General features: G+C 62.7%; 22 protein-coding genes and 1 pseudogene. 15 read left to right on the plus strand and 8 right to left on the minus strand.

Annotated elements, in window-relative coordinates; translation table 11 throughout:
- Positions 1-18 precede the first annotated feature (18 nt).
- The 5 genes from AC07UB_RS21315 to AC07UB_RS21335 all read left to right on the plus strand — a co-directional run bounded on the left by AC07UB_RS21315 (position 19) and on the right by AC07UB_RS21335 (position 5,192).
- The gene (locus AC07UB_RS21315) at positions 19-1,212 is read left to right on the plus strand and encodes a phosphoglycerate kinase (protein WP_494653697.1); all 1,194 of its coding nucleotides are present in this window, start codon (positions 19-21) and stop codon (positions 1,210-1,212) included.
- A 58-nt stretch (positions 1,213-1,270) separates the two neighbouring features.
- Positions 1,271-2,338, plus strand: coding sequence for a class II fructose-bisphosphate aldolase (gene fba / locus AC07UB_RS21320; protein WP_492791799.1), 1,068 nt, complete (start codon positions 1,271-1,273; stop codon positions 2,336-2,338).
- Positions 2,339-2,412: 74 nt separating this feature from the next.
- Positions 2,413-3,090 (plus strand): thiamine phosphate synthase, encoded by a 678-nt coding sequence (locus tag AC07UB_RS21325; RefSeq protein WP_494653695.1) that lies wholly within the window; start codon positions 2,413-2,415, stop codon positions 3,088-3,090.
- Between the two features lie 6 nt (positions 3,091-3,096).
- Positions 3,097-4,209, plus strand: coding sequence for a tetratricopeptide repeat protein (locus AC07UB_RS21330; protein WP_494653693.1), 1,113 nt, complete (start codon positions 3,097-3,099; stop codon positions 4,207-4,209).
- 194 nt (positions 4,210-4,403) lie between these two features.
- Positions 4,404-5,192, plus strand: coding sequence for an inositol monophosphatase family protein (locus AC07UB_RS21335; protein ID WP_492791796.1), 789 nt, complete (start codon positions 4,404-4,406; stop codon positions 5,190-5,192).
- Positions 5,193-5,241: 49 nt separating this feature from the next.
- Here the strand turns inward: AC07UB_RS21335 and AC07UB_RS21340 are convergent.
- A pseudogene (locus AC07UB_RS21340) lies at positions 5,242-5,349 on the minus strand (SAM-dependent methyltransferase); the annotation flags it as partial.
- A gap of 395 nt (positions 5,350-5,744) precedes the next feature.
- Between AC07UB_RS21340 and AC07UB_RS21345 the strand changes: the two are divergent.
- From AC07UB_RS21345 to AC07UB_RS21355, 3 genes are read left to right on the plus strand one after another with little or no spacing between them, the layout of a single operon-like run.
- A complete protein-coding gene (locus tag AC07UB_RS21345; RefSeq protein ID WP_492791795.1) occupies positions 5,745-6,743 on the plus strand; it encodes a flagellar motor protein MotA in 999 nt (332 codons plus the stop codon).
- Between the two features lie 17 nt (positions 6,744-6,760).
- The gene (locus AC07UB_RS21350; RefSeq protein WP_494653690.1) at positions 6,761-7,789 is read left to right on the plus strand and encodes a peptidoglycan -binding protein; all 1,029 of its coding nucleotides are present in this window, start codon (positions 6,761-6,763) and stop codon (positions 7,787-7,789) included.
- Positions 7,790-7,802: 13 nt separating this feature from the next.
- Positions 7,803-8,252, plus strand: a complete 450-nt coding sequence (locus AC07UB_RS21355; RefSeq protein WP_492791793.1) for a GNAT family N-acetyltransferase — start codon at positions 7,803-7,805, stop codon at positions 8,250-8,252.
- A gap of 9 nt (positions 8,253-8,261) precedes the next feature.
- Here the strand turns inward: AC07UB_RS21355 and AC07UB_RS21360 are convergent, their stop codons facing one another.
- On the minus strand, positions 8,262-10,148 hold the full coding sequence (locus tag AC07UB_RS21360; protein ID WP_492791792.1) for an ABC transporter transmembrane domain-containing protein: 1,887 nt from the start codon (positions 10,146-10,148) through the stop codon (positions 8,262-8,264).
- A 163-nt stretch (positions 10,149-10,311) separates the two neighbouring features.
- On the opposite strand from AC07UB_RS21360, the gene rpmE reads away from it, so the two are divergent.
- Positions 10,312-10,539: a 50S ribosomal protein L31 gene (gene rpmE / locus AC07UB_RS21365; RefSeq protein WP_019199795.1), complete on the plus strand. Its 228-nt coding sequence runs from the start codon at positions 10,312-10,314 to the stop codon at positions 10,537-10,539.
- A 75-nt stretch (positions 10,540-10,614) separates the two neighbouring features.
- Here the strand turns inward: rpmE and rcdA are convergent, their stop codons facing one another.
- Together rcdA and AC07UB_RS21375 are read right to left on the minus strand one after the other, a co-directional pair.
- Positions 10,615-11,121 (minus strand): protease adaptor protein RcdA, encoded by a 507-nt coding sequence (gene rcdA, locus AC07UB_RS21370; RefSeq protein ID WP_492791791.1) that lies wholly within the window; start codon positions 11,119-11,121, stop codon positions 10,615-10,617.
- A 331-nt stretch (positions 11,122-11,452) separates the two neighbouring features.
- Positions 11,453-11,644 (minus strand): DUF1192 domain-containing protein, encoded by a 192-nt coding sequence (locus AC07UB_RS21375; RefSeq protein WP_492791790.1) that lies wholly within the window; start codon positions 11,642-11,644, stop codon positions 11,453-11,455.
- Between the two features lie 76 nt (positions 11,645-11,720).
- Here AC07UB_RS21375 and AC07UB_RS21380 point away from each other — a divergent pair, with 76 nt between their 5' ends.
- On the plus strand, positions 11,721-12,719 hold the full coding sequence (locus AC07UB_RS21380; protein WP_494653688.1) for an NAD(P)H-quinone oxidoreductase: 999 nt from the start codon (positions 11,721-11,723) through the stop codon (positions 12,717-12,719).
- Positions 12,720-12,904: 185 nt separating this feature from the next.
- The gene (locus tag AC07UB_RS21385; RefSeq protein WP_494654191.1) at positions 12,905-15,832 is read left to right on the plus strand and encodes an EAL domain-containing protein; all 2,928 of its coding nucleotides are present in this window, start codon (positions 12,905-12,907) and stop codon (positions 15,830-15,832) included.
- Between the two features lie 143 nt (positions 15,833-15,975).
- Here AC07UB_RS21385 and AC07UB_RS21390 read toward each other — a convergent pair whose 3' ends face one another.
- Positions 15,976-16,626 (minus strand): YqgE/AlgH family protein, encoded by a 651-nt coding sequence (locus AC07UB_RS21390; RefSeq protein WP_492791788.1) that lies wholly within the window; start codon positions 16,624-16,626, stop codon positions 15,976-15,978.
- A gap of 151 nt (positions 16,627-16,777) precedes the next feature.
- On the opposite strand from AC07UB_RS21390, the gene AC07UB_RS21395 reads away from it, so the two are divergent.
- Both AC07UB_RS21395 and AC07UB_RS21400 read left to right on the plus strand, forming a co-directional pair.
- Complete coding sequence (locus tag AC07UB_RS21395) at positions 16,778-17,656, plus strand: protein-disulfide reductase DsbD domain-containing protein (protein WP_494653686.1); 879 nt, start codon at positions 16,778-16,780, stop codon at positions 17,654-17,656.
- Between the two features lie 137 nt (positions 17,657-17,793).
- Positions 17,794-18,279, plus strand: a complete 486-nt coding sequence (locus AC07UB_RS21400) for a peroxiredoxin (RefSeq protein WP_494653685.1) — start codon at positions 17,794-17,796, stop codon at positions 18,277-18,279.
- Positions 18,280-18,367: 88 nt separating this feature from the next.
- Here AC07UB_RS21400 and rnhA read toward each other — a convergent pair whose 3' ends face one another.
- The 3 genes from rnhA to ispH are packed head-to-tail and all read right to left on the minus strand — an operon-like array spanning position 18,368 to position 20,775.
- Positions 18,368-18,817 (minus strand): ribonuclease HI, encoded by a 450-nt coding sequence (gene rnhA / locus AC07UB_RS21405; RefSeq protein ID WP_494653683.1) that lies wholly within the window; start codon positions 18,815-18,817, stop codon positions 18,368-18,370.
- Complete coding sequence (locus AC07UB_RS21410; RefSeq protein WP_492791784.1) at positions 18,814-19,794, minus strand: homoserine kinase; 981 nt, start codon at positions 19,792-19,794, stop codon at positions 18,814-18,816. Before AC07UB_RS21410 ends, rnhA begins: the two co-directional genes overlap by 4 nt.
- Before the next feature lie 9 nt (positions 19,795-19,803).
- A complete protein-coding gene (gene ispH, locus AC07UB_RS21415) occupies positions 19,804-20,775 on the minus strand; it encodes a 4-hydroxy-3-methylbut-2-enyl diphosphate reductase (RefSeq protein ID WP_492791783.1) in 972 nt (323 codons plus the stop codon).
- Positions 20,776-20,985: 210 nt separating this feature from the next.
- On the opposite strand from ispH, the gene AC07UB_RS21420 reads away from it, so the two are divergent.
- On the plus strand, positions 20,986-21,687 hold the full coding sequence (locus AC07UB_RS21420; protein WP_492791782.1) for a DUF1013 domain-containing protein: 702 nt from the start codon (positions 20,986-20,988) through the stop codon (positions 21,685-21,687).
- A 65-nt stretch (positions 21,688-21,752) separates the two neighbouring features.
- On the plus strand, positions 21,753-22,022 hold the full coding sequence (locus AC07UB_RS21425; protein WP_494653681.1) for a hypothetical protein: 270 nt from the start codon (positions 21,753-21,755) through the stop codon (positions 22,020-22,022).
- Positions 22,023-22,093: the final 71 nt, after the last annotated feature.

Here is a 22,093-nt window from a genome sequence, read left to right on the forward strand (position 1 = left end):
TAGTCGCAACGAGTCCTGATGTCCGGATTTCGCACCCTCGATGATGTCGACGTGAAGGGAAAGCGCGTGCTGCTGCGCGTCGACCTCAACGTGCCGATGGACAACGGCCGCGTGTCCGACACCACGCGGCTGCAACGCATCGCCAAGACCATCATCGAACTGTCGGAAGCCGGCGGCCGGGTCGTGATCCTCGCGCATTTCGGCCGGCCGAAGGGACCCGACCCGAAGGAATCGCTGAAGCCGGTCGCGACCGCGCTCGGCTATGTGGTGCTGCGTCATGTCGAGTTCGTGCCGGATTGCGTCGGCGAGGTTGCCGAGAAGGCCGTTGCGGCGATGAAGAACGGCGAGATCGTCTGCCTCGAGAACACCCGCTTCCACGCGGGCGAAGAAAAGAACGATCCCGCCTTCGTCGCGCAGCTCGCGAAGCTCGGCGACATCTGGGTCAACGACGCGTTCTCCTGCGCGCATCGCGCCCACGCATCGACCGAAGGACTCGGCCATGTGCTGCCCGGTTATGCCGGCCGCACCATGGAAGCCGAACTCGACGCGCTCGGCAAAGCGCTGGACGAGCCGGTGCATCCGGTGATCGCCATCGTCGGCGGCTCGAAAGTCTCCACCAAGATCGATCTTCTCGAAAATCTTGTCAGCAAGGTCGATGCGCTGGTGATCGGCGGCGGAATGGCCAACACCTTCCTGCACGCGCAGGGCATCGATGTCGGCAAATCGCTCTGCGAGAAGGACCTCGCCACCACGGCGCTGCGCATTCTCGTCAAGGCGAACTCCACCAATTGCGCGATCATCCTGCCCGTCGATGCCGTGGTCGCCGAAAAATTCGAAGCCAATGCACCTTCACGTGCCTGCGCGCTCGACGCCATTCCGGCCGACGGCATGATCCTCGATGTCGGACCGCAATCGATCAAGCGGATCGATGCCGCGATCGACGAGGCCGCGACGCTGGTATGGAACGGGCCGCTCGGCGCGTTCGAAATGTCACCATTCGACCGTGGTACGGTCCAGGTCGCCAAGTATGCCGCAGCCCGCACCAAGGCCGGCAAGCTGGTGTCCGTCGCCGGCGGCGGCGATACCGTTGCGGCGTTGAACCACGCTGGCGTGGGACGGGATTTCACCTACGTTTCAACCGCTGGCGGCGCATTTCTTGAGTGGATGGAAGGGAAACCTTTGCCCGGCGTCGAGGTTCTTAGAGTACGCTAATTTTCAACGGATCTGGCGCCCTCGGCGCTGCCTTCAATAACGCGGAGAACAAGCACTCATGGCTCGCATTACGTTGCGTCAATTGCTGGATCATGCTGCTGAGAACGACTACGGCGTGCCGGCGTTCAACATCAACAACATGGAACAGGCGCTGGCCATCATGGAAGCCGCAAGCTCCGTGGATGCGCCTGTCATCATTCAGGCGTCGCGCGGCGCACGCTCCTACGCCAATGACGTGATGCTCAAGCACATGATGGACGCAGTGACGGAAATCCATCCGCAGATTCCGGTCTGCGTGCATCTCGATCACGGCAACGAACCCGCCACCTGCATGACCGCGATCCAGGCCGGCTTCACCTCGGTGATGATGGACGGCTCGCTGAAGGCCGACGGCAAGACGCCCGGCGACTGGGACTACAACGTCGGCGTGACCAAGACCGTCACCGACATGGCCCACCTCGGCGGCATTTCGGTGGAAGGCGAACTCGGTGTGCTCGGCTCGCTTGAAAGCGGCGAGGGCGAGAAGGAAGACGGCCACGGTTTCGAGGGCAAGCTTTCGCACGACCAGCTTCTCACCAATCCCGACGAGGCCGTGAAATTCGTCAAGGAAACCCAGGTCGATGCGCTCGCGATCGCCATGGGCACGTCGCACGGCGCCTACAAGTTCACCCGCAAGCCCGATGGCGACATCCTCGCCATGAACGTCATCGAGGAAATTCACCGCAAGCTGCCGAACACCCATCTTGTGATGCACGGCTCCTCGTCGGTGCCGCAGGACTTGCAGGAGATCATCAACAAGTTCGGCGGCCAGATGAAGCCGACCTGGGGCGTGCCGGTGTCGGAAATCCAGCGTGGCATCAAGCACGGCGTGCGCAAGATCAACATCGACACCGACAACCGCATGGCCATGACCGGGCAGATCCGCAAGATTCTCTCCGAGAACCCGAGCGAATTCGACCCGCGCAAGTATCTGAAGCCTGCGATGGAAGCGATGACCAAGCTCTGCAAAGCGCGCCTGCAGGAATTCAATACCGCAGGTCAGGCCAGCAAGATCAAGAAGGTGCTGACCACCGCCCAGATGGCGCAGCGCTACGCCAAGGGCGAGCTCGCCGCAAAGATCGCGTAAATATTCCATCGACAGGGCGGGACTTAAATCCCGCCCCTTTTTTGGCCGCAGTCCGGGGGCATCACACCGCCATCATGGCCACAAAACCTGTCCCGCCGCGCCCCGCGCCTCGGCTGTATCTGGCGACGCCGCTGGTCACCGATCCAGCGCAGCTTGCGCCGCATTTGCCCGCGCTGCTGGCCGCGGCCGATGTCGCCGCCGTTTTGCTGAAACTCGCCTCCACCGACGAGCGCGGCCTGATCCAGCGCGTCAAAGCCATCGTGCCTGTGGTCCAGAAGGCCGGCGCGGCGCTGCTGCTCGACGGACATTTCGAACTGGTCGCACGTTCCGGCGCAGATGGCGCGAACATCTCCGGCATCGAGGCGATGCAGGAAGCCATGCCAGCCCTAAAGCCCGATCGCATCATCGGCGTCGGCGGTCTCGTCACACGCCACGACGCCATGACGGCCGGCGAAGCCGGCGCCGACTACGTGCTGTTCGGCGAGCCCGATGCGCACGGCGAACGGCCGTCGCCGGACGCGATCTTCGAACGTCTGCAATGGTGGGCGGAAGTGTTCGAGCCGCCCTGCGTCGGCTTTGCGGCGACGCTGGACGAGGCACATCTGTTCGCGTCGGCGGGCGCGGATTTCGTTCTGGTCGGCGATGCCATCTGGCAGGATTCGCGCGGCCCCGAAGCGGCGCTGCGCGATGCCAGCGACGCCGTCGCGCAAGGCTTCGCGACCGCTTTCGCCACGACGGTCAAAGAGGGATAGACCGCGATGACCGCGCCTCGCCGTGCCACGCCGTTCGCAGCCGCTCATGCAGGATTTCTTGCATCGGTCGTCGCCGGTGTGATCGCATTTTCCGCGAGTGCGTTGGCGCAGGCGCCGAATCCTTTTCCGACACCGATCCAACCTTCCGAGAAACCTCCTGCCGCAAAATCTGCCGCGCCGAAGAAGGCGCCGAAAGCAGCGCCTGCGCCGTCCGCGCAGAAAAAATCCGAACCCGCGAAGACCGTAGCGCCGCCGGCTGCACCTGCACCCGCCCCGGACGATCCGAATATCGACCTCGCTTATGGTGCCTATCAGCAGGGGCTCTATCGCACAGCCTTCAACATCGCATTGAAGCGCGCGCAGGAAATCAGCGATCCCAAATCGATGACCCTGCTGGGTGAACTCTATTCCAACGCGCTCGGCATCAAGCGCGACGACGTTAAAGCCGCGGAATGGTACAAGCAGGCCGCGGATCGCGGCGACCGCGAAGCGATGTTCGCGCTCGGCATGATGAAGATCGCCGGACGTCCCGCTCCGCCAAATCGGGAAGAAGGCGCGCGGCTGCTCGCGTCATCCGCCAAACTCGGCAAGCCGGCTGCTGCCTACAATCTCGGCCTTCTGTATCTTGAGGGCCAGATCTTCCCGCAGGACATCAAGCGCGCCGCCGAACTGTTCCGCCAGGCTGCCAACGGCGGCAACCCGGAAGCGCAATACGCACTCGCGACCTTCTACAAGGAAGGCCGCGGGGTGGAGAAAAATGTCGTCGAAGCCGCAAAGCTGATGCGCGCGGCTGCGCTGGCCGACAATCTGGACGCAGAAGTCGAGTATGCCATCGCGCTCTACAACGGCACCGGCACCACCAAGGATATCCCTGCCGCGATTGCGCTGCTGAACCGGGCCGCGCGGCACAACAGTCCGATCGCGCAAAACCGCCTCGCGCGAATTCTGGTCGAAGGTCTCGGCGTTCCCGTGGACAAGGTCCAGGGTTTCAAATGGCATCTGATCGCCAAGACCGCCGGCAAAAGCGATCCCGACCTCGATGCTCAGTTCGCCCAGCTTCCTCCGATCGACAAGGCAAAAGCCGAAGACCTCGCCAGAAAGTGGTTTGGCACGAAATAAGCGAGTTCGCTCGAAAATGATCCAAATGTTGTCGGAGTGCGTATTCTGACAACAAAACCGGTGCCGCGTTCGGGCATACGCGCCAAGCGCAGCCGTTATCACCCTTGACGTTCCTGCGCTTTGACGCCAAGCATCCGCAAGGCATCATTCCCTCATCCCGATCCGGTTTCGACCGATCTTTTCAAGCCGAAACGATGATTCATTCAGCGCTTATCAACGTCATGGTCAAAGCCGCGCGCCGCGCGGGCCGCAGCCTCAATCGCGATCTCGGCGAGATCGAGAACCTTCAGGTCTCGCTGAAGGGGCCGGCCAACTTTGTGTCTCTTGCCGACAAGCGCGCGGAGCAGATGCTTTACGAGGACCTGACAAAGGCGCGACCCGGCTACGGCTTTCTCGGCGAGGAAGGCGGCACGCGCGAAGGCACCGACAAATCCAACACATGGATCGTCGATCCGCTCGACGGCACGACCAATTTCCTGCACGGCATTCCGCAATTCGCGATCTCGATCGGCCTTCAGCGCGAAGGCGTCATCATCGCCGGCGTGATCTACAATCCCGCCAATGATGAGCTCTACATGGCCGAGCGCGGCAAGGGTGCCTTCCTGAACGACCAGCGCCTTCGCGTCGCCGCTCGCAAACAACTCAACGAATGCGTGATCGCCTGCGGCCTGCCGCATATCGGGCGCGGCGACCACGAACTGTCACGGCGTGAGATGGCTGAGATGCAGCAGCGCGTCGCGGGCTTGCGGCGCTTCGGCGCGGCCTCGCTCGATCTCGCCTTTGTCGCGGCAGGCCGTCTCGACGGTTATTGGGAACGCAACCTGCAGCCCTGGGACATCGCCGCCGGACTGATCATGGTGCGCGAAGCCGGCGGCGTCGTCAGCGGCATCGAAGGCGGCGATACGGCGATGGCGACCGGCCACGTCGTCTGCGGCAACGAGACAATCCAACGCGAACTCGTGAAGATTTTGAAGCCGCTATAATCAACATTGTCATGGCCGGCCCTGTCCCGGCCATCGCTATACTTCAAGCCGCCTCGCCTTCGATGTAAACGCGCTGCGAATTCGACGCCGCGACAATCGCCGCATGAGGAAACTGCCGCGCCATCCAAAGCGACAGTGAGCTCCAGCCGCAACCCAGCTAGAGAACTGACGCCCTACTCCTTTGCAAAGGTAGCGTAGCGCGGGGCCGTCAGTGATTTTTCGCCGTGCGCGCGGCGATATGTGAGCCAAGGCGCAGCCACCAGACGGTATCGACCCACCCCGAATTGCCGGCGCGCTGCTGCACCACCCGGGCAGCGGCCATCAGGATCGACTGCGCCCACGGCATTATGACCAGTGCGCTCAGGAAAAGCCCACGTCATGACCGTCCCCGCTCGAATTCTGTCACCTGAATGAGAAATACGAACAGGCCCGGCCTCAAGTGTCACACAGGAGGTTCCGCATGGGGGACAAACCGGGCTGGCATTTTTTTCCGGCCAACCCTGTGCCATATTGATCCCCGACGTTTTCCCGGAGAAGGATTGACCATCCACCATGGCGAAAAATCCCCCACCCAGAACCGCTGACGACATCAGCGCCACCAAGCTGTCGTCGCCCCGAATTTTTCTGGTCCGGATGCTGGTGTTCCTGATCCTGTGCGGATTGCTGGTCGTGGTGCTCTACAAACAGATCTGGCTGGCGTTCCTCGCCAATCCCGGTCTCAACGCGCTGATCGCCGGAGTTCTCGTCATCGGCATCATTCTGGCATTCAGGCAGGTGATCCGGCTCTATCCGGAAATTGCGTGGGTCAACAGTTTTCGCATCTCCGATCCGGGTCTCGCGGTGGATCGCCGCCCGACGCTGCTGGCGCCGATGGCCGCCATGCTGAGCCATCGCAGCGGCCGCATGAGCATCTCGCAGCAGACCATGCGGCATCTGCTCGACTCCATCGCTACGCGGCTTGACGAGGCGCGCGACCTGTCGCGCTACATGACGGGTCTTCTGGTGTTTCTCGGCCTGCTCGGCACGTTCTGGGGTCTGATCGAGACGGTCGGCTCGGTCGGCAAGGTGATCGAGGGGCTGAAAGTCGGCGGCGACGCCGGTTCGGTGTTCGACACGCTGAAGGAAGGTCTCGCCGCGCCACTCAGCGGCATGGGCATTTCGTTCTCGTCCTCGCTGTTCGGTCTTGCCGGCTCACTGATCCTCGGCTTTCTCGACCTGCAATCGAGCCAGGCGCAGAACCGCTTCTACACGGACCTTGAAGACTGGCTTGCGGAAACCGTGCAGGAATACGCCAGCGACGGCCAGACGGCTGGTACAGGCGGGGATTTCAACCCCGCGCTCGACCGGCTGCGCACCGCCGTCGAGGAAATGGGATCGAACCGCGCCTCCACCACGGCGATGGCGAATCTCGCGGAAGCCATTCAGGGCCTCGTGCATCACATGCGCACCGAGCAGCAGTTGATCCGTGAATGGGCCGATGGCCAGGGCGAGCAGAACAAGGAGATCAAGAGTCTCCTGGAACGCCTCGCACGTCAGCCCGAGAACAATTGATCCAAGGATAACAGCTCATGGCGCTTTCGCGATCCCGCCGCAGCGACCCGGGCTTCAACTACTGGCCGGGCTTCGTCGATGCGCTCTCGACACTGGTGCTGGCCATCGTATTCCTGCTGTCGGTATTTCTTGTCGTGCAGTTCTTCCTGTCGCAGGAAGTCACCGGCAAGGACAAGGCGCTGGAGCGGCTGAACGCGCAGATCGCGCAACTCAACGATCTTCTTTCGCTCGAAAAGCTCGGCAAGCTGAACCTCGACGAGCAACTGTCGCAGGTGCGCGCCGGACTCGCGTCGGCCGAAACCGAGCGCGACCGCGTGAAAGGGCTCTACGACGGACTGGCGGGCGCAGGCGCCAGCGCCGCAGGGCGCGCCACCGAACTCGGCAAGGCGCTGGACTCCGAAAAGCAGGTGTCCGCACGCGCGCTGGCCCAGATCGAGGTGCTGAACCAGCAGATCAGCGCGCTGCGCCGGCAACTCGCCGCTCTCGAAGAAGCGCTCGACCTCTCGGAGAAGCGCGACAAGGAATCGCAAGGCAAGATCGCCGATCTCGGCCAGCGGCTGAACGTGGCGCTGGCGCAGCGCGTGCAGGAACTGTCACGCTATCGTTCCGAATTTTTCGGACGGCTGCGCACCATTCTCGGCAACCGGCCGGACATCCGCGTCGTGGGTGACCGCTTCGTATTCCAGTCCGAAGTGTTCTTCGACACCGGGCAGGCGCTGCTGCTGCCCGAAGGCCGCGCCGAACTCGACAAGCTCGCGACGGCGCTGACCGATCTCGACAAGCAGATTCCGCCGGAGATCGCCTGGGTGCTGCGCGTGGACGGTCACACCGACGTGCGGCCGATCGCGAGCCCGCAGTTCAAGTCGAACTGGGAGTTATCATCTGCACGCGCCATCTCGGTGGTGCAGTATCTGGTTTCGCTCGGCGTCCCGGCGCAACGCTTGGTCGCGGCGGGTTTCGCGGAATTTCAGCCGCTCGACCCCGAGAGGACCGAGGAAGCCTACAAGCGCAATCGCCGCATCGAACTGAAGCTCACCGAGCGATGAGCCTGATCGGGACATGAGCGCATCCTTCACGCTGCGGCCCTACAGCGCGAGCGACGAGGACGCAGCGATCAATCTGTGGTTTCGCACATGGACGAAGGCCTATCCCTCGATCGACTTCGCACAGCGGCTGGAAGGATGGCGCGCGCGATGGCGCGATGAGCTTGTGCCGGCCGCGCGGATCGTCGTCGCGGAACAAGGCCAGGCGATGATCGGCTTTGTCACCATCGATACAGCCGGCTATCTCGATCAGCTTGTGGTCGACCCGGATGCGTGGGGATCACATCTCGGCAACGCGCTGGTCGCCGAAGCCAAGTCGATGTCGCCGTCTGGAATCACCCTGCTCGTGAACACCGACAACGCGCGCGCGATCCGCTTCTATGAACGCAACGGCTTCGTTCACACCCACGACGACGTCAATCCGGTATCGGGACGGAAAGTCTATGGAATGGCGTGGAAGCCGTAACGTCGGCGCCTACACGCCCTCGAACTGCAATCGTGCAAGCCGCGCATAAAGGCCGTTGGCGGCGACCAGCGAGGCGTGGGTTCCCTGCTCGACGATGCGGCCGTTCTCCATCACCAGAATGCGGTCGCACGACAGCACGGTGGCGAGACGATGCGCGATCACCAGCGTGGTGCGGTGCTTCATTAATTCTTCCAGCGCGGTCTGCACCAGCGTTTCGCTCTCCGCGTCGAGTGACGACGTCGCTTCATCGAGCAGCAGCAGCGGCGCATCGCGCAGGATCGCACGCGCGATCGCAATGCGCTGGCGCTGACCGCCGGACAAGGTCACGCCGCGCTCGCCGAGTTGAGTATCGAAGCCCAGCGGCAAGCGCGAAATGAATTCGGTGGCGTGAGCGAGATCGGCAGCGCGCGCGACCTCGGCGTCGCTGGCATCGGGGCGGCCGAAACGGATATTTTCGCGGGCGCTGGTTGCGAACACCGCTGAATCCTGCGGCACCAGCGCGATGCGCGACCGCACGGCGGACGGATCGGCCTCGCGGACCGGCACGCCATCGACAGAAATCACGCCGCTCGCGGGATCGTAGAACCGCAGCAGCAGATGAAACAATGTGCTCTTGCCGGCGCCCGACGGTCCGACCACGGCGACTTTCTCGCCGGCCTTCACCGCAAACGACACGCCATCGACAGCAAGATGCTCAGGCCGCGTCGGATAGGAGAACCGCACATCGTCGAAGCTGACATCGCCGCGCGGCGGCATCGGCAGCGCGCGCGGGTTCGCAGGCGCGGCAATATCGGGCTTGATGCGCAGAATCTCGAACAGCCGCTCCGAAGCGCCGGAGGCTTGCGAAATTTCGCCCCACACCTGACTGAGTTCGCCGAGCGCGCCTGCGGCAAACGCCGCATAGAGAATGAACTGGCCAAGACGCCCTGCGCTGATCTGGTGCGTCAGCACGTCATGCGAGCCGATCCAGAGAATCGCGACCACGCTGGTGAAAATCAGGAAGATCACAATCGCGGTCAGGAACGCGCGCGCACGTGTCGAACTCCGCGCCGCGACATAGGCGCGCTCGACTTCCTTGCCGAACCGCGCTTCGGCCAGCCGCTCATTGGTAAAGGCCTGCAATGTACGCATCGCGCCGATCAGTTCGGACGCATAGGACGACGCATCCGCCAGCGTGTCCTGCGCACCGCGCGACAGCTTCTGCACGCGGCGTCCGAACGCCACCAGCGGCAGCACGATCAGCGGAATCACGGCCAGCACGAAACCGGACAATTTCGGACTGGTGATGACCATCATCGCGGACGCGCCAACGAACAGCACGAGATTACGCAGCGCGATCGAGACCGACGCCCCGACAGCGGATTTGATCTGCGTGGTGTCCGCGGTCAGGCGCGACACCAGTTCACCGCTGTGGGCGGTGTCGAAGAACGACGGCGACAGCGATGTCAGATGATTGAACACGTCACGCCGCAAATCGGCGACGATGCGTTCGCCGAGCGTGATGACGAGATAGTAACGCGACGCGCTCGCGGCCGCGAGCACCGCCACTACCGCGATCATCACCGCGAAGTAGCTGTTGATGAGCACGATGCCTTCGGGACTGAAGCCGAAATCGATCATGCGGCGCACGGCGAGCGGCACCACCAGCGTCGCCGCCGATGCGACGATCAGCGCGACCAGCGCTGCGAACGCCTGCCCGCGATAACGCGCCACGTAAGGCGCCAGCGCCATCAGGGGCCGCAGTTTCACGCCGCGGGACTTTTTCCGCGGTGTGCCGGGCGCATCCGGAGAACCGGGCCTGGACGCCTCGTCGGCGGCTGTCTCTTTGGCGGTCACGGGCTCGCGCGGCGGCGCAGACGGCAACCCCGGATTTTCAATACGTTCCACTGCACTCATAATTTCCGCCGCCCGGTTGCTCGCTGGCCCTCAAATAGGCCCCATGGAAGGCGCTGGCAAATGGCGTTGCGAGCTTGTTTCAGCGGCTATCCTGCGATATAGAGCGGCCAAATTCGTCCCGAACATCCCTGATCTGTGGGCGCGCGGCGCCAGAGGATTTGCCATGAAAGCCGAAATTCACCCGGATTATCATACAATTAAGGTCGTGATGACCGACGGGACCGAGTACCTGACCCGCTCGACCTATGGCAAGGAAGGCGACACGCTGAACCTCGACATTGACTCGAAGTCGCACCCGGCCTGGACCGGCGGAACCCAGCAGCTGCTGGACCGTGGCGGACGTGTTTCGCGCTTCCAGAAGAAGTTTTCGGGCTTCCTCAAGAAGGACTGATCCTTCTTCAGAGCCACCTATAAAAAAACGCCCCGGTCAAAGCCGGGGCGTTTTTCGTTTTGAGCCTCGCCAAATTTACCGCTCGAACGCGGCCTTCAGCATGTTCATCTGCGGTACGAGCGGATTGCCGATCGTGACGCGATCGCTGGCCGGCGTATGGATCGTGACGTCGAGCCGGCGCACCTTCGCCTGCAGCGTCATCGAGCGCGCTACCAGTTCCTGCAAGCGCGCGGGCAATTTCTCAAGCATCTCGTCCGGACAAGGATCGGCTGCGGTCAGCTTGACCTTGGTCTTTTCACGATTGGCCTGGTTCAGCGTCATCTCGCCTTCCTTGACGGCGCGATGCAGCAGCAGCCATGACGCCAATTGCATGAGACGCGTCGTCAGCCGCATGCTCTCTGTGGCGTAACTCAGGCTGACCGAGCGCTCGAGCGCCTTGGCCTCTGTGCGGCCCGGACCGTCCAGATAGGCCGCGGTCTCCTCCACCAGATCCATGCCTTCCCGGAACAAGGTCCCGAAGGCAGGTGAATTGGTGATCCTCTCGCTGAGAAGAACGAGATCGGCTTCGGCCTGATCGGACATGGTTAACGCCTCACGCGGTTACGCTGGTTTTTTTATGATGAACAAATCATTGCGCGCCCGCGGCGGGGAGTCCAGCCGCGCGGCGTAACAATGAGGAGATATGGTTTCCAGCGCCATGCCGCGCGAGCCGAAACGCGCGACGCAAAAAAAGAGCCGCGGTTTCCCGCGGCTTTTGAAAGTTGATAACAGGGAGGCGTCAAACAGAGTGGACAGGAGCCACTCGGTGTCCAAACAAGGACAATCCCAGTCATAAACCCGAAAGCTTAATACCCCGTAAATGAACGATTTCCTTTACGGTTCCTTTGCGATTGAGCGGAACCACACCGCTCGTTCACGATTTGAAGAAGGCGTTGGCGGCGTCCCGGCTGGCGCGCTTTTTCGCGGCATCGGCTTCCAGCCGCTCGATCTCCGACGCGAGCATTGCAATGCGGTCTTCGACGTCGCCGACGGAAAGCAGCGACAAATCCTGCCCGATCTCGTGGCTGATTTTCTTGCGCGGTTTGTCGTCATCCTCAGCCGCCATGCTTCCCTCCCGTCGTTCGCCCGATTATAGCTGCCTGCATCTTTCCCTTCCCGCCCCACCGCTGCAAGGACACATCATGGACAAGCTTCCCGCACAGATGACCGTCATCGGTATCACCAAGCCCGGCGGGCCCGAGGTGCTTGTGCCCGAACAGCGGCCGGTGCCGAAGCCGGGACCGAACGAAATCCTGATCAAGGTTGCGGCCGCCGGCGTTAACCGTCCCGACGTGTTGCAGCGCATGGGGCACTATCCCGTTCCGCCCGGCGCCAGCGATCTTCCGGGCCTTGAGGTCGCGGGCGAAGTGATCGCGCTCGGCGACGGCGTCACCAAGCGCAAGATCGGCGAGCAGGTGATGTCGCTCGTCGCCGGCGGCGGCTACGCCGAATACTGTCTCACCCACGAAACCCACGCCATGTCGGTGCCGAAAGGCCTCTCGCTGAAAGAGGCCGGCGCGATCCCCGAAACCCTGATGACGGTCTGGCACAACGTGTTCGAGCGCGGCGGATTGCAGCCCGGCGAGACGCTGCTGATTCACGGCGGCTCATCCGGCATCGGCACCATGGCGATCCAGATGGCGAAAGCGCACGGCGCGAAAGTGTTCGTCACCGTCGGCGCGCAGGACAAGGTCGATGCGTGTCTCAAGCTCGGCGCAGATGCGGCGATCAACTACAAGACCGAGGACTTCGTTGCCAAAACCAAGGAGCTGACAGCCGGCGCGGGCGTCAACGTCATCCTCGACATGGTCGGCGGAGACTACATCGACCGCAACTATGACGCGGCCGCGGTCGAAGGCCGGATTGTCCAGATCGCGTTCCTCGGCGGCCCCAAGGCCACACCGAACTTCAGCAAGCTGATGATGAAGCGGCTGCACCATACCGGTTCAACGCTGCGGCCCCGCACCGTGGCTGATAAGGCCGCGATGGTGAGCGCCATCGAGGCAAAGGCGATGCCCTGGCTGGCGGACGGACGGGTCAAGCCCTTGATGGACAGCAGCTTCCCGCTGAAAGACGCCGCAAAAGCCCATGCGCGGATGGAATCCAGCCAACATATTGGCAAAATTGTGCTCACCGTTTAGGGCTGGGAAACCGCTCGAAACCCTTTGATTTGCTTCATATTTGTGGCATTTATCGCGTTCGTATCGGCGGGCCGTTCGCGGCCCGCTGCCTTCAACGCGGAGAGCTGACTTTGCGCTCGATCAGAGGCTTCGCGCTGCCAGTGTTCCACATCCGAAGTTCGCTTCGTGTCGCAGCGCTCTCGTTCCTGCTGAGCTTGGTGATATGCGCTTTCGCGCAGCCGTCACGTGCGCTCGATGCGATCAGCGTGCGCAGTGACGCGCCTGCGATCGATCTCACCGGCATCCTTGAATTCCAGCGCAGCGACACCGACCGCATCCAGGTGTCGACCGCGCCCGGCACCGACGGCATCGTCCGCCGCATCGAGGTGCGCGCGCGCGAAGGCGGCCAGAACTGGATCGTGTTCGCGCTGACCAATAACACCGACGATCAGCTGGATCGCCTGATCGTCGTGCCGCATTACCGCATCGTGTCGTCGGGACTGTTGTGGCCCGATCTTGGCCTCTCGCGCATCGCGACCATCACGCCATCGACCGGGGACCGGCCGGAACGTCAGGACAGCGCCACCGCCGACATCTTCCGCATCACACTCGATCCCGGCGCTGTCATCACCTTCGTCGCCGAACTGCGCACCGACAAGATTCCGCAGCTCTATCTCTGGGAGCCGGAAGCCTACAAGGACAAGGTCAACTCGTTCACGCTGTATCAGGGCATCGTCATCGGCATTTCCGGATTGCTGGCGCTGGTGCTGACCATCCTGTTCGTGGTCAAGGGCAGCATCATGTTCCCGGCCGCCGCGGCGCTTGCCTGGGCGGTGCTGGTCTATATCGGCGTCGATTTCGGATTCTGGGGCAAGGTGTTCGACATGTCGGCCGGCTCGGAGCGCGTGTGGCGCGCGTCGGGCGAGGCGATGCTGGCCGCGACGCTGCTGGTATTTTTGTTTGCCTATCTCAACCTGTCGCGATGGCATGTGCGCTACTCGCATATCACCATGGGCTGGCTGGTGTTCCTCGGCGCGCTGGTGGCGCTCGCCTTGTTCGATCCCGCCGTGGCGTCCGGCATCGCGCGCATGTCGCTGGCGCTGATCGCGGTGTTTGGCTTTGCGCTGATCGTCTATCTCTCGACCCACGGTTTCGACCGCGCCGTGCTGCTGATCCCGACCTGGTTCCTTCTGGTGGTCTGGGTGATCGCGGCGGGCATGACCATCGCCGGCGGCGTGACCAACGACATCGTCGGACCGGCGCTGCTCGGCGGTCTGGTGCTGATCGTGATGCTGATCGGCTTCACGGTGATGCAACACGCTTTCGCAGGCGGCGGCGCCACCAACGGCATCGTCTCCGATGTCGAACGCCGCGCGCTGGCGCTGACAGGCTCCGGCGATCTGATCTGGGATTGGGACGTGTCGGCGGACAAGGTCTTCACCAGTCCCGAAACCGAAGTGCTGCTCGGCCTCAAACGCGGCACGCTGGAAGGCCCGGCCGCCAAGTGGCTCGAGGTGCTGCACCCGCTCGATCAGGATCGTTTCCGCGCGGCGCTCGACAGCGTGCTCGACCAGCGCCGCGGCCGTCTGGTGCAGGACTTCCGGCTGCGCACGCCCGATGGCCACTTCATGTGGTTCGCGCTCAAGGCGCGCCCGGTGGTCGGCTCCGACGGCGAAGTGTCCCGCGTCGTCGGCACGCTCACCGACGTCACCGAGAACAAGAATTCCGAGGAGCGGCTGCTCCACGATTCGGTCCACGACAATCTCACCGGCCTGCCGAACCGCCAGCTCTTCATCGATCGCCTGAGCGCCGTCTCGACCTTCGCCAAGACGACGCCGAACCTGCGCCCCACCGTGATGGTGATCGACCTCGACCGCTTCAAGCAGGTCAACGATTCCGTCGGCATCGCCGTCGGCGATTCGATCCTGCTAACGCTGGCGCGGCGGCTGGCGCGCATCCTCAAGCCGCAGGACACGCTGGCGCGCCTGGCCGGCGACCAGTTCGGCCTCATCCTCACCTCGGAACATGAGCCGGCGCGCATCACGGCCTTCGCGGAAACCATCCGCAAGACCATTCGCGCGCCGATCGCCTTCGACGGCCGCGAGATTTTCCTCACCGCATCGATCGGCCTCGCATTGAGCGATCCGCAGATCCCGTTGACCGAGGAAATCATCAAGGACGCCGAGCTGGCGATGTATCATTCCAAGCGCATCGGCGGCGACCGCATCGACGTCTACAAGCCCGCCATGCGCGCGCGCAAAACCGACCGTCTCGCGCTGGAAGCCGAACTGCGCCGCGCCATCGAGCGTGAGGAAATCACGATTCTCTACCAGCCCATCGTGCGGCTTGAAGATCGCACCATCGCGGGCTTCGAGGCTTTGGCGCGGTGGGATCATCCCAAGCTCGGGCGCATGTCGCCGTCGGAATTCATCTCGATCGCGGAAGAAATCGGCCTGATCGTCGAGCTCGGCCTGTTCGTGATGGACACCACCGCCAAGCAGCTTGCCATCTGGCAGCGCACGGTGCGCTCGCGCGAACCGATCTTCGCCAGCGTCAATGTCTCGTCACGCCAGTTGCTGCGCCACGACCTGATCCACGACGTGCGCGGTGTAATGTCACGTTCCGCGGTCGCGCGCGGTTCGCTCAAGCTGGAACTGACGGAATCCCTCGTGATGGAAAATCCGGAACACGCAGCGCAGATGCTGCACCGGATCAAAGAACTCGGTGTCGGCCTGTCGCTGGACGATTTCGGCACCGGCCACTCGTCGCTCGCCTACCTGCAGCGCTTTCCGTTCGACACCATCAAGATCGACCAGTCCTTTGTGCGCACCACCGGACGCGGCGCGCGGCCAGTGCTGCTCAAGTCGATCGTCGCACTGGCGCACGATCTCAACATGGAAGTGGTCGCGGAAGGCGCGGAAACCGATTCCGACGCCGTCGAACTGTTTCAACTGGGCTGCGAATATGCCCAAGGCTTCGCCTTCGGCGAACCGATGGATGCCGACGCCACGATACGGCTGCTGACCGGCGAGCAGGTCCCGCAGCCGCGTAACCGCCGGCAGACCGCACGCAACATCACGACGCCCGCACCGGCGGCAGCGCCTGCTGCTGCGCCCGGACCGGAAACGGCGTGAGGCTGGTGCATCCGCGTCATTCCGGGGCGCGAGTGAAACAAGCGAACCCGGTATCCAGCGCAACCAAATCACGTCAATGCTGATGAAGATTCCGGGCCCGCGCAAAGAGCGCGTCCCGGAATGACGAAATGTCGGGTCAGACTCTAAGCGTGGCCGGCTTCGTTCGACAGCATCGCCAGATCGATGCCGATCTTGTCCAGCGCGCGCTGATACTTGTCCTCGGCGTCGCGCCCGAAAATCAGGTCGGGATCGGCCGGACAATGCAGCCAGCCGTTGTGCTGGATCTCGCTCTCCAACTGACCCGGCGCCCAGCCGGCATAACCCAGCGCCAGGATCGCGTGCTTGGGGCCGGCACCGGCGGCGATGGCCTTGAGGATATCGAGCGTAGCGGTGAGGCAGATGCCGTCGTCGATCGGCAGCGTCGCGTCCTTGATGAAGAAGTCGCTCGAATGAAGCACGAAGCCGCGGCCAGTATCGACCGGCCCGCCTTTCATGACCTTCATGTCCTCGGCAAGCCCCGGCAGCTTGATCCGCTCGGCCTTGTTGATGATGTCGAGTTGAACCAGCAATTGCGGAAAGTCGATGCTGCCGGCTGGGCGATTGACGATAATGCCCATCGCACCTTCGGATGAATGGGCGCAAAGATAGATGACAGAGCGGGCAAAACGCTCGTCGTCCATCACCGGCATGGCAATCAGCAACTGGCCGTCGAGATAGCCCGCGCCCGACGTGTCGTCGTCGGCCCAATTCTGGCCCGCAGCAGGCTTTTCGGTCTTCTTGCGTGTGGCCATCATTCGCAAACGACTCTCATGCTGTTCGTCCATCCTGATATTGGGTGCGGATTCTGTCAATCAAGCGGTTCTGGCAGCGGCTTTCGGTCGCGAAAAAGACTGGATCACGGGCAATTCAGTAGTTCACAGGGACCCCGCCCTGTAAGGACATCTGATGGTCACCATGGTTCCCGTTCGCACAGCGTCCAGCATTGCCTTCGCTGCCATCGCCTGCCTCCTTTCGATCCATGCGCATGCGCAGGATGCGTCGCCGTGGATCAGGGACACCTATTCGGCGGTCCGGCTGATCGCAGGTTCGCGCAGCGGCAACGTGCTGCTCGGCGGCATCGGTTTCCAGATGGAGCCGGGCTGGAAAACCTACTGGCGCACGCCCGGAGATTCCGGCGTACCGCCGCGGATCGATTTCTCGAAATCCGACAATGTCGAATCCGTCACTATCCTCTGGCCCGTGCCGATGCAGTTTCCCGATGGCGCGGGAGGCATATCGTTCGGCTACCGCAATCAGGTTCTGTTGCCGCTGCGGATCATCGCAAAGAGTCCTGACAAGCCGGTGACGCTGCGTGCGGCAATCAGCTACGCAGTGTGCGAGAAACTCTGCATCCCGGTCGAAGCCGCGGCCGAACTCGCATTTCGCAGCGTGGCAAGCACCGAAGACAATGCCATCGCCGCGGCGCTGGAGACCGTGCCCAAGCCCGCGAAAGTCGGCGACGTCACGCCACTTTCCATCCGCGAGGTCCGTCGCGAGGACAAGCGTGTGCTGGTCGATGTCGTTGCGCAGGACGACAAGGCTCCGAGCGGCAAGGCTGCAAACGACAAGGCCGCGAACAAGGACATCGAATTGTTCGTCGAAGGCCCGACGCAGGATTGGGCGTTGCCGGTCCCCAAGCTGGTCAAGCGCGAAAGCGGCGGCGTGCAGCGTTTCGGCTTCGACCTCGACGGACTGCCGCCGGGCGCGAACGCCGAGGGCGCGGTGCTGAAATTGACGATCGCCGGACCGGGCAGCGCCTACGAGGTCACCACGGCGTTGCGATAGGCACGAAACAACCGGATCGCACCGCAACACGCGATCCGGCTCGACCCGTCGCAGTCGTTTTTCATTCGCAAATCCGGTTCCCACTTTCGCGAAAATCGCGCTAAAGACACTCGATCTATTTCCAAGGAGACGTAACGATGACCATCAAAGTTGGCGACAAGCTGCCCGAATCCAAATTTCGCGTCATGACCGCGGACGGCGTCCAGGTCAAAACCACCGACGACATTTTCAAGGGCAAGAAGGTCGCGCTGTTCGCCGTGCCCGGCGCCTACACCGGCACCTGCCACAAGATGCATATGCCGAGCATTTTCCTCAACGCCTATGCCCTCAAGGACAAGGGCGTCGACACCATCGCCGTCGTTTCGGTCAACGATGCGTTCGTCATGAACGCCTGGAAGCGCGACACCGACCAGCGCGACGAGGCGATTTTCCTCGCCGACGGCAACGCCGAATTCACCAAGGCGATCGGTATGGAGCTCGACGCATCGGGCAACGGCCTTGGCATCCGCTCGAAGCGTTATTCGATGCTGGTGGAAGACGGCAAGGTGACGAAGTTCAATCTCGAAGCCGTTCCGAGCAAGGTTGAAGTCTCCGGCGGCGACACGCTGCTGTCGCAGCTTTGAGAGCTTCGCTTATCCACCAGACATAGAACATGCGAGATGTCGTCCCCGCGAAAGCGGGGACGACGCAGAGAAATACCCGCGCAGATCTCTACCGATTTTCCGCAAGCCCATCCCGTGCGAGCTGATCGGCGCGCTCGTTCTCGGCGTGACCGGCATGGCCCTTGATCCAGTGCCAGCGCACTTTATGCTGATGGAGCGCCGCATCGAGCCGCTGCCACAGATCGACATTCTTCACCGGCTTCTTGTCGGCGGTGCGCCACCCGTTGCGCTTCCAGTTGTGAATCCAGCTGGTGATGCCCTGCCGTACATATTGGCTGTCGGTGGTGAGATCTACCGATGCCGGCTTCTTCAGCGCTTCGAGCGCCGAGATCGCCGCCATCAATTCCATGCGGTTGTTGGTGGAGGGATTCTCGCCGCCCTTCAGTTCCTTCTCGACATCGCCGAAACGAAGGATCGCGCCCCAGCCGCCCGGCCCCGGATTTCCGGAGCAGGCGCCGTCGGTGAAGATAGTCACGTGCGGAAGTTTCGTGTCGCTCACGCGGCGAACCCTGAATGCTCGACGCCATAGTCGCTGATGCTTTTCACGCTCTGATGAAAGCGCAGCTTGCGGACATATTCGAGCGGGTCTTTCGGCTTGACCAGCGCGCCGGGCGGCACGTTGAGCCAGTCCACCAGCCGCGTCAGCAGGAAGCGGATCGACGCCCCCCGCGCCAGCAGCGGCAGCGCATCCTGCTCGGCGGGCGACAGTTTGCGCGCGCGCGTGTAGGCATTGAGGAAGGCGCGCGCCTTGGTGACGTTGAAGGAATGATCGATCTCGAAGCACCAGGCGTTAAGGCAGATCGCGACATCATAGGCCAGTGTGTCGTTGCAGGCGAAATAGAAGTCGATCAGTCCCGAGAGCTTTTCGCCGAGAAACAATGCGTTGTCCGGAAACAGATCGGCATGGATCACGCCCTGCGGCAGATCCTTCGGCCAGTGCCGTTCGAGATGATCGAGTTCGGCGGCGAGCAACGCGCGCAATCCGTGCTGCACGCTGTCGGCGCGCGCGGCAGCCTGATCGAACAATGGCCGCCAGCCGGTCACCGACAGCGCATTGGGACGCGACATCGCAAAATCCGCGCCCGCAAGATGCATCTTCGCGAGCGCCTCGCCCACGGCGGCGCAATGCGCAGCATTCGGCCTGCGCGGCCACACGCCTTCGAGGAAATCGATGATCGCGGCGGGCCGTCCCGCCAGCGTGCCCAGCGCCTCGCCTTTTGCATTCACCACCGGCTGCGGACAGGTGATGCCGTGTCTGGCCAGGTGCGCCATCAGGCCGAGGAAGAACGGCAGGTCCTTCACCGCGACGCGCTTCTCATACAGCGTCAGGAAGAAGTAACTCTTGCTGGTGTGCAGCAGGTAATTGGAATTCTCCACGCCTTCGGCGATGCCCTTGTAGGACAGCAGGTCGCCAATTCCGTAGGTCGAGAGGAAGTCCGCGAGCTCTTCGGCGGTGACGTCGGTGTAGACCGCCATCTAGTGACCCTATTCCGCTGCGTCGTTCCGCAGCGGGCGAGGCAGCGGGAAGAATTCGTTTTCCTGTGCGGCGGAAACGGTCTCGACGCTCAGCTTGTAGTGAGCGGCGAACGCATCCATGATTTCCTCGACGATGATTTCAGGCGCGGACGCGCCCGCCGTGATGCCGAGCGTCTTGATGCCTTCGAACTTCGACCAGTCGAGTTCGGACGCGCGCTGCACCAGCACGGACACCTTGCAGCCTTCGCGCTCGGCGACTTCACGCAGGCGCTGCGAGTTCGACGAGTTCGGCGAGCCGACCACGATCATGGCTTCGACCTGAGGTGCTACCTTCTTCACCGCAAGCTGGCGGTTGGTGGTGGCGTAGCAGATGTCTTCCTTGTGCGGGCCGTCGATGTCGGGGAAACGCTCCTTGAGCACGGCGACGATTTCCGCGGTGTCGTCGATCGACAGCGTGGTCTGGGTCACGAACGCAAGCTTGGACGCATCCTTGGGCTGGAAGGTGCGCGCCGCATCCATGGTCTCGATCAGGACGACCGCACCCTTCGGCAACTGGCCGAGCGTACCGACGACTTCGGGATGGCCGGCATGGCCGATCAGGATGATTTCGCGGCCGCGCTTGAAATGGATCGCCGCCTCGCGGTGAACCTTGGTCACCAGCGGGCAGGTCGCATCCAGCGTGAAGAAATTGCGCTTGTCGGCCTCGTTCGGAATGGCCTTCGGCACGCCATGGGCGGAAAACACCACCGGCGCGTCGGTCTGGGGGATTTCGTTCAGTTCCGCGACGAAAATCGCCCCTTTTTCGCGCAGGCTCTCCACCACATAGCGGTTATGCACGATTTCGTGACGGACATAGACCGGCGCGCCATAGAGCTTCAGCGCGCGTTCCACCGTGTCGATGGCCCGGACCACGCCGGCGCAGAACCCCCGCGGGGAACAAAGCACGACGGAAAGCAGCGGTTTTTGAGCTTCAGGGGTCATTTTGAGCCGGAATCAAGCGTTTTTGGAGCTATGGATGGGACTTGTTTCGAAGGACTTGGGGCCGTGGTCCCCGTTCTGTCAAGGGCGATCAAAACCATTGAACGGTTTGCCCCTGCCAGACTATATAGGGACGAATTCCCGTCATCACCGATGACCAGACGGCTTTACCCCCCAAAAAATCTGGCGGGCGAAGCGTAAAGGAGATTTGCCATGAGCAATGCACCGCTGATGCCCAAGGCGACTGCCGTGTGGCTGGTTGACAATACCGCCCTGACCTTCGACCAGGTGGCTGAATTTACCAAGATGCACCCGCTCGAAATCCGCGCCATCGCCGACGGCGACGCCGCACAGGGCATCAAGGGCATGGACCCGATCTCGACCGGCCAGCTCTCCCGCGAGGAAATCGAAAAGGGCGAAGCCGACGCGGACTATCGCCTCAAGCTCGGCGAATCCAAGGTCGTGCTGCCGTCGCCGGCGAAAAAGAAGGGCCCGCGCTACACGCCGGTGTCGCGCCGTCACGAGCGCCCAAGCGCCATTCTCTGGCTGGTACGCAACCATCCCGAGTTGAAAGACAGCCAGATCATGCGCCTCGTCGGCACCACAAAGACGACGATCGCCAGCGTGCGCGACCGCACCCACTGGAACGCCTCGACGCTGACGCCGATGGACCCGGTGACGCTCGGCCTGTGCTCGCAGATCGAACTCGATTTCGAAGTGCAGCGCGCGGCGAAGGAAAAGCCGGCCGCCCAGCAATACGGCGGTGCGACCCTGCTGCCGGCCTCGGAGACCACCCGCAAGGAAGCCGAGCACGAGATCGCGACCACCAGCGAGAAGCAGCGAGACGATATGAACGTCGACGCGGTATTCGCCAAGCTGAAGACCATCGGCGGCAAGAAGGCCGAGGACGAATAGGCTTTTCGGGCTCATGCCCCAAACGGGTCATGACGTAGCCGCCCGATAAGTGGTACAGGAGTGTGATGCGCAATCGCGGCACACTCCTTTTTCTTGCGGCGGCCTCGATCGCCCTCGCCGCCGCTGCCTTGAGCGGCGCTCCCGCCCGCGCCCAGAAAATCGTCGATCCCAAAACCGTCGCGCCGGAGTTTCGCGAGGCTGCCGAAAAGCGCCATGCCGAACAGCTCAAGCTGATCGAATGCAACAACGCCGCGAAGATCGCGAAAATCCAGAAACGCGAGATGGCGCAATACGTCGCCGAATGCTTCGACAAGCCGGCCGAGAAGACGCAGTAATCCAAGTCCCGACAATCCATATCAACGCGCCTCGCGGCGCTCGACGCGTCCGAGTTGTGAGACACGTTGCA

This window comes from Afipia sp. GW821-FHT04G03 (assembly GCF_059419985.1).

What these genes read in the sequence shown, in the direction of transcription:
- AC07UB_RS21330 (WP_494653693.1), top strand. Translation starts at nt 3,097, where the DNA reads ATGACCGCGCCTCGCCGTGCCACGCCGTTCGCAGCCGCTCATGCAGGA.
- AC07UB_RS21420 (WP_492791782.1), top strand. Translation starts at nt 20,986, where the DNA reads ATGAGCAATGCACCGCTGATGCCCAAGGCGACTGCCGTGTGGCTGGTT.
- ispH (WP_492791783.1), bottom strand. Translation starts at nt 20,775, where the DNA reads ATGACCCCTGAAGCTCAAAAACCGCTGCTTTCCGTCGTGCTTTGTTCC.
- AC07UB_RS21425 (WP_494653681.1), top strand. Translation starts at nt 21,753, where the DNA reads ATGCGCAATCGCGGCACACTCCTTTTTCTTGCGGCGGCCTCGATCGCC.
- AC07UB_RS21395 (WP_494653686.1), top strand. Translation starts at nt 16,778, where the DNA reads ATGGTCACCATGGTTCCCGTTCGCACAGCGTCCAGCATTGCCTTCGCT.
- AC07UB_RS21390 (WP_492791788.1), bottom strand. Translation starts at nt 16,626, where the DNA reads ATGATGGCCACACGCAAGAAGACCGAAAAGCCTGCTGCGGGCCAGAAT.
- AC07UB_RS21375 (WP_492791790.1), bottom strand. Translation starts at nt 11,644, where the DNA reads ATGGCGGCTGAGGATGACGACAAACCGCGCAAGAAAATCAGCCACGAG.
- AC07UB_RS21345 (WP_492791795.1), top strand. Translation starts at nt 5,745, where the DNA reads ATGGCGAAAAATCCCCCACCCAGAACCGCTGACGACATCAGCGCCACC.
- AC07UB_RS21350 (WP_494653690.1), top strand. Translation starts at nt 6,761, where the DNA reads ATGGCGCTTTCGCGATCCCGCCGCAGCGACCCGGGCTTCAACTACTGG.
- AC07UB_RS21410 (WP_492791784.1), bottom strand. Translation starts at nt 19,794, where the DNA reads ATGGCGGTCTACACCGACGTCACCGCCGAAGAGCTCGCGGACTTCCTC.
- AC07UB_RS21335 (WP_492791796.1), top strand. Translation starts at nt 4,404, where the DNA reads ATGATTCATTCAGCGCTTATCAACGTCATGGTCAAAGCCGCGCGCCGC.
- rcdA (WP_492791791.1), bottom strand. Translation starts at nt 11,121, where the DNA reads ATGTCCGATCAGGCCGAAGCCGATCTCGTTCTTCTCAGCGAGAGGATC.
- fba (WP_492791799.1), top strand. Translation starts at nt 1,271, where the DNA reads ATGGCTCGCATTACGTTGCGTCAATTGCTGGATCATGCTGCTGAGAAC.
- AC07UB_RS21400 (WP_494653685.1), top strand. Translation starts at nt 17,794, where the DNA reads ATGACCATCAAAGTTGGCGACAAGCTGCCCGAATCCAAATTTCGCGTC.
- rpmE (WP_019199795.1), top strand. Translation starts at nt 10,312, where the DNA reads ATGAAAGCCGAAATTCACCCGGATTATCATACAATTAAGGTCGTGATG.
- AC07UB_RS21380 (WP_494653688.1), top strand. Translation starts at nt 11,721, where the DNA reads ATGGACAAGCTTCCCGCACAGATGACCGTCATCGGTATCACCAAGCCC.
- AC07UB_RS21360 (WP_492791792.1), bottom strand. Translation starts at nt 10,148, where the DNA reads ATGAGTGCAGTGGAACGTATTGAAAATCCGGGGTTGCCGTCTGCGCCG.
- AC07UB_RS21355 (WP_492791793.1), top strand. Translation starts at nt 7,803, where the DNA reads ATGAGCGCATCCTTCACGCTGCGGCCCTACAGCGCGAGCGACGAGGAC.
- AC07UB_RS21325 (WP_494653695.1), top strand. Translation starts at nt 2,413, where the DNA reads ATGGCCACAAAACCTGTCCCGCCGCGCCCCGCGCCTCGGCTGTATCTG.
- AC07UB_RS21315 (WP_494653697.1), top strand. Translation starts at nt 19, where the DNA reads ATGTCCGGATTTCGCACCCTCGATGATGTCGACGTGAAGGGAAAGCGC.